Annotated in this window: 10 protein-coding genes; 5 read left to right on the forward strand and 5 right to left on the reverse strand. The window is 50.5% G+C overall.

The window, feature by feature from the left end; all coding sequences use genetic code 11:
• Window positions 1-2: 2 nt before the first annotated feature.
• Window positions 3-1,868, reverse strand: coding sequence for a CocE/NonD family hydrolase (locus C7T94_RS06595; protein WP_107214474.1), 1,866 nt, complete (start codon window positions 1,866-1,868; stop codon window positions 3-5).
• A gap of 248 nt (window positions 1,869-2,116) precedes the next feature.
• Between C7T94_RS06595 and lpdA the strand changes: the two genes are divergently transcribed.
• The 5 genes from lpdA to C7T94_RS06620 all read left to right on the forward strand — a co-directional run bounded on the left by lpdA (window position 2,117) and on the right by C7T94_RS06620 (window position 7,281).
• On the forward strand, window positions 2,117-3,523 hold the full coding sequence (gene lpdA / locus C7T94_RS06600; protein WP_107214714.1) for a dihydrolipoyl dehydrogenase: 1,407 nt from the start codon (window positions 2,117-2,119) through the stop codon (window positions 3,521-3,523).
• Window positions 3,524-3,618: 95 nt separating this feature from the next.
• Window positions 3,619-4,803 (forward strand): MFS transporter, encoded by a 1,185-nt coding sequence (locus C7T94_RS06605; protein ID WP_239494943.1) that lies wholly within the window; start codon window positions 3,619-3,621, stop codon window positions 4,801-4,803.
• Between the two features lie 66 nt (window positions 4,804-4,869).
• On the forward strand, window positions 4,870-5,643 hold the full coding sequence (locus C7T94_RS06610) for a prolipoprotein diacylglyceryl transferase (protein WP_107214476.1): 774 nt from the start codon (window positions 4,870-4,872) through the stop codon (window positions 5,641-5,643).
• The gene (locus C7T94_RS06615; protein WP_107214477.1) at window positions 5,636-7,039 is read left to right on the forward strand and encodes a radical SAM protein; all 1,404 of its coding nucleotides are present in this window, start codon (window positions 5,636-5,638) and stop codon (window positions 7,037-7,039) included. The genes C7T94_RS06610 and C7T94_RS06615 overlap by 8 nt, the downstream gene beginning before the upstream one ends.
• Window positions 7,036-7,281: a hypothetical protein gene (locus C7T94_RS06620; RefSeq protein ID WP_107214478.1), complete on the forward strand. Its 246-nt coding sequence runs from the start codon at window positions 7,036-7,038 to the stop codon at window positions 7,279-7,281. Before C7T94_RS06615 ends, C7T94_RS06620 begins: the two co-directional genes overlap by 4 nt.
• Window positions 7,282-7,531: 250 nt before the next feature.
• Here the strand turns inward: C7T94_RS06620 and C7T94_RS06630 are convergent, their stop codons facing one another.
• From C7T94_RS06630 to C7T94_RS06645, 4 genes are all read right to left on the reverse strand, one after another.
• On the reverse strand, window positions 7,532-8,353 hold the full coding sequence (locus tag C7T94_RS06630) for a hypothetical protein (RefSeq protein ID WP_239494944.1): 822 nt from the start codon (window positions 8,351-8,353) through the stop codon (window positions 7,532-7,534).
• A 110-nt stretch (window positions 8,354-8,463) separates the two neighbouring features.
• On the reverse strand, window positions 8,464-11,664 hold the full coding sequence (locus tag C7T94_RS06635) for an efflux RND transporter permease subunit (RefSeq protein WP_107214480.1): 3,201 nt from the start codon (window positions 11,662-11,664) through the stop codon (window positions 8,464-8,466).
• 61 nt (window positions 11,665-11,725) lie between these two features.
• Window positions 11,726-12,787 carry an efflux RND transporter periplasmic adaptor subunit gene (locus tag C7T94_RS06640; RefSeq protein ID WP_107214481.1) on the reverse strand — a complete coding sequence of 354 codons (1,062 nt, stop codon included), beginning with the start codon at window positions 12,785-12,787 and terminating at the stop codon, window positions 11,726-11,728.
• Window positions 12,784-14,112, reverse strand: coding sequence for a TolC family protein (locus C7T94_RS06645; protein WP_107214482.1), 1,329 nt, complete (start codon window positions 14,110-14,112; stop codon window positions 12,784-12,786). The genes C7T94_RS06640 and C7T94_RS06645 overlap by 4 nt, the downstream gene beginning before the upstream one ends.
• Window positions 14,113-14,122 lie beyond the last annotated feature (10 nt).

Below are 14,122 nucleotides of genomic sequence, written 5' to 3' on the forward strand. Positions count from 1 at the left end.
TATTATTTCAAGACGGTGAGTTTAATAGATGAGGCATTTTTTACGTCATGGTAAATTCGCTGGGTTGCCTTCTGGAAGTCTGCCGGCTCAGCATCGTAAATGTTCATAAATTTCTGCGGGTTCCTGTCGGCCAGCGGGAACCAGGAATTTTGAACCTGGACCATAATGCGGTGACCCTTTTTAAAGGTATGTGCCACATCTGGCAGGCTGTAATTTACCCGGGTTACCACGCCCGGGCTAAAAGGCTCCGGTTTTTCAAAACTATTGCGGTATTTGCCACGCATGATCTCGCCGCGAACAAGCATCTGGTATCCGGCCATCAGCACGTTCTGCGGATTTGGCTGGGGATCGGGTTCGTTTTCGGGGTAAACATCGATCAATTTGACAACGTAATCGGCGTCGGTACCGGAGGTCGATACCAGGAGGTCGGCAGTAAGCGGTCCCGCCAGGGTGATGTCTTCGCTTAGAACATCGCTTTGGTAAACCACTACGTCAGGACGGCGGGCTGCAAAACGCTGGTCATCGATCATGTATTCCCGGCTGCGGCGGTGCTGCACGCCGTCCTGATAGGGTACCGGCTTGTTCGGGTCGCTAACATACTCATCCCAGCTATCTGTGCGTTGTGGCTTATCAAAACCGAGTTTACCGCCCGGCTGGAAAAAGAGCGTCTTTTGCTCGGTTTCTTTTGGCGGCCATGCTGTGAATTTTTTCCAGGTGTTGCTCCCGGTTACAAAAATTGTGGCTTCTGCCGGATTGAATGAACCTTCGCCCTTCAGGTGGTGTTTGAAAAAGGGCAGCTCCAGCTCTCGCTGGTACCAGGTACTCGTTGCCTGGCCGAAACGGATGTCGCCAAAGAAATCGCCTGCCGAGCGCACCCAGCCGCCGTGGAACCAGGGTCCGGCTACCAGGATGTTATTCGCGCCTGGGTTCTGCTTTTCAATAGCCTTATAGGTGGCAAAGGTGCCATAGGCATCTTCGGCATCGAAGAAACCGCCCACCACCATAACGGCAGGTTTAACGCCTGTAAGGTGTGGGGTAATAACCCTGGCTTTCCAGAAGGTGTCCAGGTTGGGGTGTTTAAAGAGGTTGTTCCAGAACCGGATGCTGTCTGCGAAGTATTTTTCCTTCAGGTTCTTGATGCTGCCTGCTTCCAGGTAAAAGCGGTAGTTGTCTTGGACCGGATAGGCGAATGGTTTCGGCCCCCGGTCTGGCGTAATGGGCGCTGGCCTGGGAACGCCGAAAGAAGACATAAAAGAAAAAGCATCCATCAGGAACAGGGCGCCGTTGTGGTGAAAGTCATCGCCAACAAACCAATCTGTTACCGGAGCCTGCGGCGATACTGCCCTGAGTGCCGGATGCGCCCCAGGCAGGGCGGCGGTTGAGTAGAAGCCCGGATAAGAAATGCCATACATGCCGGCTTTTCCGTTATTGCCTTTGACGTTCTTTAACAACCAGTCTATGGTATCATAAGTATCTGTACTTTCGTCGATATCTTTTTTTGAGTTTTTTTTTGCCTGATGGGGGCGAATGTCGTCAAACGTTCCTTCGCTCATCCAGCGCCCGCGCACGTCCTGGTACACAAAAATGAACCCTTCACGCGCAAAAAGCGGATCAGGTCCCAGCGAGGTCTTCATGGCTTCGCCGTAAGGAGCAACCGTATAAGGCGTGCGGTTGAGCAGGATCGGATATTTCCTGGACTGATCTTTTGGCAGATAAATCGAAGTGAACAACTTGATGCCATCCCGCATGGGAATGCGGCGTTCAACTTTTGTGTAGTGCTGCGCAATGTAGGCGGAGTCGGTTTCCTGCGCATCAGCCGTCAGGCTCAGAAAAAACAGGATGACGAGAAAAGAAAATCTGGTGTTCATTTAGAGGTATTGGTTATCGAACCGGGTGCAGGGATGCGCTGTGCAGCGGCGAACCTGGACCACCGGTTTGTCTTGATGCTAAGATAGGTATTGTTCGTTTGCAGTGTGGCAACCGGTGGTAAAAGATTTGTTAGTCGCAACAATCTCATTTTTAAAAGGCTTTGCGCCCAAGGCCAATGGCCGGGCTAACTTCCTGCTGCTTTGTAGGTTTTTTCTTACCTTTGCCCGAACAAAAAAACGAAAAATCTATGCAATACGACGTCGTTGTGATCGGCTCCGGTCCGGGTGGATATGTTAGCGCCATTCGGTGCGCGCAGTTGGGACTTAAAACTGCAGTTATTGAGAAATACAAGACTTTCGGCGGTACCTGCCTCAACGTAGGTTGTATCCCCTCAAAAGCGCTGCTCGATTCCTCAGAACATTACCACAATGCTGCCCATACTTTTGGTACGCATGGCATCGGTCTGAAAGACCTCAGCGTTGATATGAAGCAGATGATTGCCCGTAAAGATGATGTGGTGCAGCAAAATACGGCGGGCATCCAGTACCTGTTCAAAAAGAACAAAATAGACAGTTACCAGGGCGTAGGCTCATTCAAAGATAAAAATACAATCGTGGTGCGGAACGAGGCAGGCCAGGAGGAGACCATTACCACACGTCATGTCATCATCGCCACCGGCTCAAAGCCGACATCGCTTCCTTTCCTTCCGGTCGATAAACAGCGTATCATTACCTCGACCGAGGCCCTGAACCTGCAGGAAGTTCCGAAACACCTGATCATTATTGGTGGTGGGGTAATCGGGCTCGAGCTTGGGTCTGTTTACGCACGTCTGGGCGCTAAGGTATCGGTTGTAGAGTACCTGAAATCGATCATTCCAACTATGGATGGCGGTCTTGGTAAGGAATTGCAACGGGTGCTGAAAAAATCGCTTGGTATGGAATTTTTACTCGGCCACAAAGTAACCGGTGCACAGGCGAACGGTGAAACGGTAACCGTTTCAATGGAAAATGCCAAGGGCGAGGCGATCACGCTTGAGGGTGATTACTGCATTGTGGCCGTAGGCCGAACCGCTTACACCGACGGTCTGGGCCTGGAAAATATCGGTATCAAGACCGAAGATCGCGGAAACAAAATTTCGGTTAATGAACACCTGGAAACAGCCGTAGCAGGCGTATATGCCATCGGCGATGTCATTAAAGGGGCAATGCTTGCACACAAAGCAGAAGATGAGGGTATTTATGTTGCAGAACGGATTGCCGGTCAGAAGCCGCATATCAATTATAACCTGATTCCGGGCGTGGTATATACCTGGCCGGAAGTTGCTTCGGTAGGCGAGACCGAAGAGCAGCTGAAAGAACGCGGGGTTAAGTATAAAGCAGGATCTTTTCCTTTTAAGGCCAGCGGACGCGCCAAAGCAAGCATGGATACCGACGGTTTTGTGAAGGTACTGGCCGATGCTGCAACCGACGAAATTCTGGGCGTACACATGATCGGTCCGCGGGCGGCAGACATGATTGCCGAAGCGGTTGTTGCCATGGAGTTCCGTGCTTCTGCCGAAGACATTGCGCGCATTTGCCATGCCCACCCTACGTACACAGAGGCCCTGAAAGAAGCTGCACTCGCAGCAACCGACAACCGGCCTATTCATATTTAGTTGCCACGATGACGGGCCTGCAGGCAGGCCCGTTGTTTTTTAACCGGCGCACAGCCGGGATACGGGAAACCCTGTTCCTTTTAGCATAGATGTTTTTGGAAGTTTTGAGACAAAAGAACGAACCAGCTCCGCGCGGCCGCCTGTCATACCCAAACCGGGTGCGGCTTGCCGTTTCCCTTTTTTATTTCGGGCAGGGAATTGCCTTTGCATCCTGGGCCAGCCGCATTCCGGATATCAAAAATACGCTCCACTTGTCTGATGCCCAGCTGGGCAGCATTCTGCTTGCCCTCCCGCTCGGTCAGCTCCTGACCATGCCGTTTTCGGGCCGACTCGTGACCCGGTTCGGCAGTGAAAAGGTACTTACAGCAACAGTACCGCTTTATGCCCTTGCTTTGACCAATTTGGGCCTGGCCACCTCAGACTGGCAGTTATTCCTGTTCCTGTTTTTATTTGGGGTGGTGGGCAACATGTGTAACATTTCATTGAATACCCAGGGAGTCGCGGCAGAAAAATTGTTCCCGAAGCCCATCATGACTTCGTTTCATGGGGTTTGGAGCATTGCCGGCTTTAGCGGCGCGCTGCTTGGCCTGCTGATGATCAACCTTGGCCTGACGCCTTACACCCATTTCTGGATCATTGCCATGCTGTCCTGGCTGAACGTTTTTCTGAATTTTAAGTTCCTGGCGGGGGGCATTGACCCGGCAGCCCAGACGCGCAAGAAGTTTCTGAGCAAACCCGAGGGCATGCTGGTTCAGCTCGGCATTATCGGTTTTTGCAGCATGGCTACTGAAGGCGCCATGTTTGACTGGAGCGGAGTTTACTTCCGCGAGATCATTCATGCACCTTCTTCGCTCGTGGTGCTCGGCTATGCTTCTTTTATGATCATGATGGCAACCGGCCGGTTCATTGGCGACCGGCTTATTGATCGTTTTGGCAGGCGCCGGCTCATGCAGACCAGTGGTCTGGTGATCTCGGCAGGCATGTTTATTTCGGTGTTTTTTCCCTACATCGTTCCGGCTACTGCCGGATTTATGCTGGTGGGACTCGGTGTGTCGAGTATTGTGCCGACTGTTTACAGCGTTGCAGGCAAAAATGCGAAGGTGGCGCCTGGTATGGCCATTGCCATGGTATCCAGCGTCAGTTACCTTGGCTTTCTGATGGGCCCGCCGCTGATCGGTTACATTTCGGCCCTTTCCAACCTGCAATACTCGTATGCGGTGATTGGCTGCTTTGGTTTGCTCATGTGTTTCATGGTTGGGAGAATCAAAGCCATCAATTAAATAGCCAACACTTTGGTTATTTTGTTATTTTAGCCCCATGGGCGCGCATGGGCCCCGCTGCTTATCTTGAATTTCCCAATCGCTTTTGATATCAATGGTCATACCCTTTACCTGCACGCCATTGCAGAATGGCTGGCCTTTTTTGCCGGTTTCAGGTATTACCTGCTGCTGCGCCGCAGGGAGGGTGACCAGATAGACAGCGAAAACCGCATTTGGATCATCATCGGCTGCATGTTCGGTGCCCTGATCGGGAGCCGGCTGCTGGGCGCGCTTGAAAATTACCCTGAAATGCTCGCCTCCCGGCAAAGGCTATTGTATTTCTTTACAAATAAGACCATTGTCGGCGGCCTGCTCGGTGGGCTGTTTGGTGTAGAACTGACCAAAAAAATTGTTGGTGAGACGCGCCGGTCGGGCGACCTGTTCGTTTTTCCGATCATCCTCGCGCTGATCATTGGGCGGCTGGGCTGTTTCAGCATGGGGCTGGCCGAGCAAACGCACGGGTTGCCCGCATCTTTACCCTGGGCAATCGATCTGGGCGATGGCATCCCCCGCCATCCGGTCAGCCTGTATGAGATTCTGTTTTTATGCCTGCTTTGGTTATATTTAATCTGGCTAAAGCAAGACCGTCTTCCTGCACCCGGCGGCTTGTTCCGCTTTTTTATGATCGCTTACCTGGTATTCCGTTTTACGCTGGATTTTATAAAACCGCATTTTTCCTGGGATACGGGCTTGTCGACCATTCAAATGGCGTGTATAGCAGGCCTGGTCTGGTATGCAATAGACCGGGCCCAGCCTGCAGGAAAATTTATAAACAACAATCAACACCTACCTGATGCCTGAAAGACCATATACCTATTACGACTTCACACTGAGTTTATGCCCGCATTGCCTGGAACGCATTGATGCAAAGATCGTATTCCAGGACGGGAACGTCTACATGCACAAGACCTGCAGGGAACATGGCTTTATGCGCGTACTCATTGCTACCGATATTGAATATTATAAAAACATACGCAACTATAACAAGCCTTCTGAGGTGCCGCTAAAATTCAATACGAGTACGCATTATGGTTGTCCGTACGATTGCGGGCTGTGTGCCGACCACGAGCAGCACAGCTGTCTCACCGTAGTCGAGATCACCGACCGCTGCAACCTCAGCTGCCCAACATGTTACGCCATGAGCTCGCCACACTACGGCAGGCACCGTACGCTGCAGGAAGTGGAACGCATGTTCGATCTTATCGTGGAAAATGAGGGGAAGCCTGACGTGGTGCAGATCAGCGGCGGCGAGCCAACCATCCACCCGGGTTTTTTTGCCATTCTTGACATTGCAAAACAAAAGCCCATCAAACACCTGATGGTCAATACCAACGGGATCAGGATTGCGAAAGACCTGGAATTTACCCGAAAGCTTGCGACCTACATGCCCGATTTTGAGATCTACCTGCAGTTTGATTCGTTCAGGCCGGAGGTGCTCATGCAAATGCGCGGACAGGACCTGACAGATACCAGGCTCAGGGCGCTCGAGCACCTGAATGAGGTGAACCTGTCGACAACCCTGGTCGTTACGCTGCAGCAGGGTTTGAATGATGATGAGATCGGGGAGATCATTGATTTTGCCCTGAAGCAGCGATGCGTGCGGGGCGTGACTTTCCAGCCTACCCAGATAGCCGGCAGGCTTGAAAACTTCGATCCGGCAACCGACCGGATCACAATGACAGACGTGCGCCGTAAAATCCTTGAACAAAGCCCCATTTTTCAGGAAAATGACCTGATCCCTGTTCCCTGTAATCCCGATGCACTGGTTATGGGTTATGCGCTCAAACTGGCGGGCGAGGTTTTTCCCATGACCAGGTATGTAGACCCGGCGCACCTGCTCAACAACAGCCGCAACACCATTGTCTATGAACAGGATGCCGCCCTGCACGAACATATGATCAGCATTTTCAGTACCGGTATTTCTGTTGACCGGGTGCAGGAAAACATCAATGACCTGATGTGCTGCCTTCCGCAGATCGAAGCGCCCGGCCTGAACTATGACAATCTTTTTCGCATCATCATCATGCGTTTTATAGACGGTTATGATTTTGATGTCAGGGCCATCAAAAAAAGTTGTGTACACATTGTGCACAAAGACGGGCGTATTATTCCTTTCGAAACAATGAACCTGCTTTACCGTGATGACAAGGAAAGCCGGCTCAGAGAGCTGAAGCAGCCTTCAACTTTTGGCCTATGAACCAATTCTGGAAATACACACTGATGCTCATTGGCGGCAACATCTTGCTGATCCTGGCCAGCCTGGCCGCTGAATCATTTTTTGGCGTGCTGCTGATCGCATTTTTAGGTCAGCTGCTTGCCGGAACCATCATGTGTTTCGATGCAGGCAAACGTACTTTAGGACAGGCCATGCTTGCTGCATGCAGCATCCTGCTTGTTGTCGGGTTTTCGGTCTGTACGCTTTTGCTGGTAAACGGATGAGCTTTAAAAAGACATTTCTTTGGTGCCTGGCGGCTGATGGCCTACTGATCTTACTTTGCTGGCTGGGCGAAGGTGAGGCGCTATTCTTTCCTTTTTTTGTTTGCGGCGCACAATGCCTGATTGGCAGCATTTTATGCTTCGGCAACCGTACCCGTGTGCTGGGAAAAGCCTTGTTGTTGTCCGGGCTCATGGGGGTGGTAATTGGCTTTTCGGTGTGTTCGGCTAACTTTCGCCTCGATACGAAATAGGGTCAATCCACATCGTCTTTGATCTTGCCGATCGCGCGCATGGCCTCTACTGCTATGGAGAGCAGGCGCAGGTGCTCATCACGGTGGCCGTGCTGCACCTCGACATTGATATAGGGAATGTGGTGTTTTTGTGCGTACACAGACATGGAGCCGTCGTTTAGTGCGTTCTTCGATTGCAGGATCACATTCACGTTTTGCTTTTTGATGTAATTGAAGAGACGAAGGTCGGTTACATAAATGAGGTCGTCGTTGTCCATTTCAAAGTTGATGTGTACAGAATCTGCGGTAGATTCCAGTTCATAACCTTTCAGGTAAGAACTAATGCCGAAACCACCGTCGGCATTGTTGTGCAGGGTTATAAAATAACCATGATCTTTATGGTTGTAAACCCGCAATATCTCTTCGCCGGCATCCATGAGCAGGCGCATGGCGCGGTTGCTGACAATTTCACTGTATTTCTCCAGACCTAATTTCACTCCTTCTTTCGTGTAAATTGAATTGGGATCGACCTGATAGGTGTCTGTTTCAAAGGTAAAACGGAAATTGCGCACACTTCCATACTGGCAGTCTACAATGCTCCCCCCATTTATCTGGATGTAATCGAATGCCGCCTTTACGCCTGTATCTTCATCGTCGTGAATGGTCAGAAAGCGGACATTCGAGCCGCCGTAACTGTACTTGACCAGGTTCAAAGCAAGGTCGCTTACCTGGAACCGGCTGCTGTCTATGGTCATGCCCTCAAAGACGGGCGGATGCTGGGCAAATGTGAAGGGGATCTGGAAGAACATGACCGCAACGGCCAGAAGGAGCAGATTTTTTACCATAAGGTAACAGACAATTTATTGCTGCAAAATGTTTGGCGCGCACCGCGCAGCAAAGGGCCGGAAATGAAAAAAGGACCCGTTCGGGTCCTTTCTGTGTATGTTCACGGCGTCTAGTGAGACGGGTGCGTGAGGTTGACGTCATATTCGTGAACGTCTTTATGGGTATATTCTTCGGTCATCATTTCATCGATCGATTTGCCTTTCTTATTGAAGCCGAACCTTTCGAGCAGGCGGTCAAAAATGAGGTACATAACTGGTACAATGATCAGCGTCAGGAAGAGCGAGCTCGATAGTCCGCCGATGATTACCCAGGCCAGGCCATTTTTCCATTCGGCGCCCGCACCGCTCGCAATGGCGATAGGAAGCATACCGATAACCATCGCGATCGTCGTCATCAGGATGGGGCGAAGACGGGCGTGGTTGGCCAGGATAAGGGCTTCGCGGGTGGTTTTGCCTTCAGCTTTCATCTGGTTGGTAAAGTCGACCAGGATAATCGCGTTTTTGGCTACCAGGCCGATCAACATGATCAGACCAAGAATGGTGAAGATACCAAGCGAGTTGTTCGTAAGACCGAGTGCAAGCAGTGCCCCGATTACCGAAAGCGGGATCGAGAACATAACCACGAATGGATAAACGAAACTGTCGTACAGCGCAACCATGATGAAGTATACCAGCAGGATTGAGGCCAGCAGGGCAATACCGAGGGTACCAAAACCTTCTGCCTGGTTTTCCTCATCACCACCCCAGGTATAACTTACACCAACCGGCTTGCGGAGTTTGCCGTTTTTGTCGAGCTCTTCAAGTTTGCTGCGGAATTCGGCAACGATGGTACCGGTTGGGCGGCCGACTGATTGCGCTTTAACGGAAACAGATGTACTCTTGTCCTGGCGCTCGAGCAGGCTTGGTCCTGAACCTTCCTGGATGTTGGCAAATTGTGATAATTTGATCTGCTGGCCCTGGTTATTGATAAAGATGAGGTTTCGCACGTCATCGATGTTCTGGCGGTTAAAAGACTGCGCCCGGATGTTGATGTCGTACTCATACTCGCCCTTTCTGAACTTACCGTCGGTGTTTCCACTGAACGATGTTTGCATTGTTCCACCTACGGTTTGCAGGTCCAGGCCGAGCGCAGACATTTTATCACGGTCTACCTGTACGTTAATTTCCGGGCTTCCCTTTTCAACTGAAAGCTCGATCTCAGATGCACCTGCAACCTGTGCCAGGACAGCTTTTGCACCCTCTGCATATTTCAGGGCACTGTCAAGGTCTGATCCCATGACGACAAGCTGGATCGGCGCATCTTCAGCGATACCAAGAATACTGATTGGCACCGTTTTGAGTTTTACGCCGGGCATGATGCGGGCAAGCTCGCGGCTTACCTTCGTCGCGTAGATCGTCGCATCGTCTTCACGCTTGTCTTTTTCAACAAGCCTTACGTTGATCTCAGATTTGTAGGCTGTAGCCTGCGAACCGCCGAAGCCGCCACTTGACTGGCCAACGGTGGTAATGATCTGGGTAATTTCGGGTTTCTTGACCAGGTATTCTTCGGCCCTTTGCGTAGCCTGGTTTGTCTGTTCAATCGAAGCATCTTTCGGCAGCTCCAGCTGCACCAGAAACTCACCTTTATCACTTTTTGGGAAAAATTCTGAACCGATGTAGCCGGTAGCAAGTAATCCGCACGAGCCGATCAGCATCACGACAACCGTAATCAAGGTAATGGCTTTGTGATCCAGCGCCCAGTTCAGCACGCCTGTGATCCAGACGGTAAATTTTTGAAGTTGTCTTTCAAACCAAAGGATAAACTTACCGAAGAAGTTTTTGCCTTCAATGCGCTCCAGTTTGCCGAAACGGGAAGACAGCAACGGTACGATGGTGAAAGAGGCTACCAGTGAAAGGAGTGTTGCGATAATAACGACCACGCAGAACTGGCGCAGGATGTTTGAAACCAGTCCGGTACTTACCGCGATCGGGAAAAATACCACCACGATTACAAACGTGATCGAGACAACTGTAAAGCCGATCTCTTTCGTTCCGTCAAAGGCAGCGCGAACCCGGTTTTTACCCATTTCCATATGGCGGTAGATGTTCTCAAGTACCACAATCGCGTCGTCGACGAGAATACCCACAACGAGCGAAAGACCAAGAAGGGACATCAGGTTGAGTGTATAGCCCAACAAGCTGATACCGATAAACGTCGCAATCAGGGACGCCGGAATTGATACCATAACGATCAATGCATTTCGCAAGCTGTGCAGGAAGAACAGCATCACGAATGCAACGAGCACAATGGCCAGGATCAGGTCATGGATAACCGCGTCTGCAGATTGCAGCGTAAAGATCGAACTGTCGTTCGCAATGTTGATCTTCAGGTCGATCGATTTATAATCCTGTTGAAGTTTGGCAATAATGGCATGAACGCCTTCGCTCACCTCTACGGCGTTTGCATCAGACTGTTTGATGATCTGGATCGCGATGGCGCCTTTACGGTCAATACGGGCCAGTTTTTCAACGTCTTTCTGTGCATCCTGCACATCAGCAATATCGCGAAGGCGAATCTGGGCACCATCCTTATTGGTAGTCAGCACCAGGTTGCGCAGTTCATCGACTGTCTTGTATTTTCCCGAAAGCCGGATAAGAATGTCTTCATTCTGGGTTTTTACGCTTCCTGTCGGGAAGTCGAGGTTAGAGCCCAGGATGGCCTGCTGTACCTGTAAAGCAGAAAGCCCGTAACCCTGCAGTTTTTTGATGTCCAGGCCAACCTGGATTTCTCTTTCCTGACCACCGACGAGGTTAACCTGGGCGACGCCCGAAACCCGTGAGATGACCGGTGCAATGCGCTGATCGATCAGGTCATAGAATGAAGCATCGTCCAGCTTGCCTGAGGCAGACATGGTGATGACCGGCAGGTCATCAAGTGAAAACTTGTTCAGCGAGGGCGGGTCAACATCTTCCGGCAGGTCGGCCAGGATCGCGTTTACCTTTCGCTGTGCATCGTTCAGGGCATAATCGATGTCGGCATCGTCGGTCATGGTAATGGTCACCACAGACAAACTTTCGTACGATACGGCATTCAGCTTTTTGATGTTCTCCATCGAGGCCACCGCGTCCTCGATTTTTTTGGTAACGGTGTTTTCCACTTCATTTGGCGAAGCACCCGGGTAGATCGTAGAAATTGAAACGACATTCGGCGAGAACTTCGGAAGCAATTCATAACTCAGCGAAAAATAGCTGAGCAAGCCCATCAGCGTCAGCGCGGTAAAAACCACGATAACTAAAGAAGGGCGTTTTATGGATATGTCTGTAATTTTCATCAGAGATACTTGTTTTAGGTGGTGCCTTCCGGCACCCGGCCCCGGTTTCCCGGAAACCTGTTTATTTTATTACGCTTACCTCGGTGCCGTCTACCAGGTTGATCTGGCCGCTCGTGATGACAGTTTCGCCTTCTTTCAGTCCTTCAAGAACTTCGACACGGTCGCCAAGTATGCGGCCAGCCACTACTTTTCTAAGCTTTGCTGTTTTTCCGTTTTCCAGTACAAAAACCTGGTTGCTGCTTACGCTGCCGAAGAATGCACCCCGGGGAACCGTGATAATTGGTGCTTCCTGTGGAAATTTGAATACGGCCGTACCGTACATACCCGCTTTGAGGGTGTTTTTATTCTTGTTTTCCACTTCGATCTCGATCGGGAAGTTCAGGCTCTCATCGGCCTTGGCGGCAATGAATGTGATCTTCCCGCTGAACGAATCGTTAGGAAAAACATTCGAGCGAATCTGAACACGGTCGCCCAGTTTAAGCTGTGCAACCTGGCTTTCGTTCACATTTACCTTCAGTTTCAGTTTTGATACGTCTACCAGTTCAAAAAGCTGTGTGCCCGGTGCAACAACTGCGCCTACCTCGATCATTTTTTTGTTTACGATACCGTTGATCGATGAGCGGATATTGGCATCGTTCAGTTTTTTGTTCTCCTGTTGCAGACGTAGTTTGGCATTCTGGGCCGAAAGTTTTGCCTGGTCCAGTTGCTGCTGGGTTACACCGCCTGTTTTGAAAGAACTTTCATAACGGGCCAGGTCGCGGACTGCATTCTGGTAATTTGCTTCGGCGGTTTGCCTGTCTGTATTCAGCAGTTCAGCATCAATACGGGCCAGGACCTGGCCTTTGCTGACGCGGCTGCCTTCTTCTACATAGATGTTCCGCACGCGACCTGCGTTCTCTGCAGCAAAGTTCAGCTGTTGTACAGGAATAAAGTTGCCGTTTGCGCTGAAGTCAAGGTCGACTGGCTCTCTCTTAATTGCTGCGGTACGTACGGATACCGCTCCGCCGCCTTGCGCCACCAGGGCTGTTTTGGCATCGTTCGACTCTTTGTTTTTACTCAACACAAAGAATATCCCCGCCAGTACAGCTATAACGATAATGACTGTAATTATTCCTCTTTTCATTTCAATAATGATTTAATATTTCCGTTTGATTTTATTAATTGTATTTCAGCGATCTTGTAATTCAAGAGCGCCTGTGTATAGCTGTTCTGGGCCTGGGTCAGCGCATTTTCGGTGTCAAGCAGGTCAGTTAAGGCTGCCAGTCCGTTGTTGTAGTTGTTCTGCGTACTGCGGTAGATCTCTTCTGCAAGCGCCACATTCTGGCGTTGCGAGTTGATCGTGTTAAAACTATTGCGCAGTTCAAGCTTGGCATTTTCATAGGCCAGGTTCAGCCCGTTTTTCGTGTCGTAAATATCGTTGTCAATTTTACGGATATCGACATCAGCCTGACGGATCCTTGAACGGGTTGCAAAACCATTGAAGATCGGCACGCGGAGTGTTACACCGATGGCAGAAGAGCCGAAGGCGATGGCCACAGGGTTGGTTCCGAGGTAGTCAAAGCGGTTGCTTTGTGCCGCGTACGTGTAGTTTCCGGAGAGTGACAGAGTAGGAAAATACTCTGCGACATAAGCTTTACGCTGCAGCGTAAGCAGGTTTCGCTGGGTGTTCATCAATTGCATTTCTGTACGGTTGTCGACATTGATCGAGTCGGCCGGTTCTGGAAGCTGCTGTATCTGGCTTAGCTCAGTGCGTGGCAGGCTGATCTGTGCAGAAACGGGCATACCCATGGCAAACTTCAGCTGGTTTTCAAGCTGGGTGATCGCATTGATGGTCTGCGAACGCTGCGTTTCCAGGTTGGTCAGGTTCACCCTAATGCGGTCAACATCAATCTTTTTCGCGAGTCCGCTCTTGTACTGGGTATTGATGATCCGTTCAACAACCTTCACATTTTTAATGTTCGTGTCAATGACACTCAGCTGTTCACGGTTTACCAGCACCTGGTAATAATTGTTAGCCACCTGTTCGATCACCTGTTCTTCAGTCAGGCTTGCGTTTAACTGATAATAAGATTCGCTAGCCTTTGCCGCCTGCAGTCCGGTAAAGACCTGCTGGTTAAAAATCTGTTGCTCGAGCTGCGCACCGATCTGCGAGTTCCAGGTCTGACCGAGCCTGATGGCCTGGTCGCCGAATACGATCGAACCGATTACCGGATTGTAGGTAAGCCCTGTGTTACCGGTTATCTGAGGCAGTGCCTGTGCGCGAACTTCAGCTGTTCTCGCGCGACCTTTTTCGATATCCAGGCGGGCTTTTTTTGCGTTGGTGTTGTTTTGCACCGCATAGTTCAACGCCTCTTTAAGCGTGATCTGTTGCTGGGCTGCAGCACCAACAGACAAAAATAATCCGAGCACCGGGAGGATCATTTTCATCATTCTTGTTATCTGATACATATGTTAATTG

The sequence above is a fragment of the Pedobacter yulinensis genome (genome assembly GCF_003029735.1).
In the GTDB taxonomy this organism is placed as follows: Bacteria; Bacteroidota; Bacteroidia; order Sphingobacteriales; family Sphingobacteriaceae; genus Pedobacter; species Pedobacter yulinensis.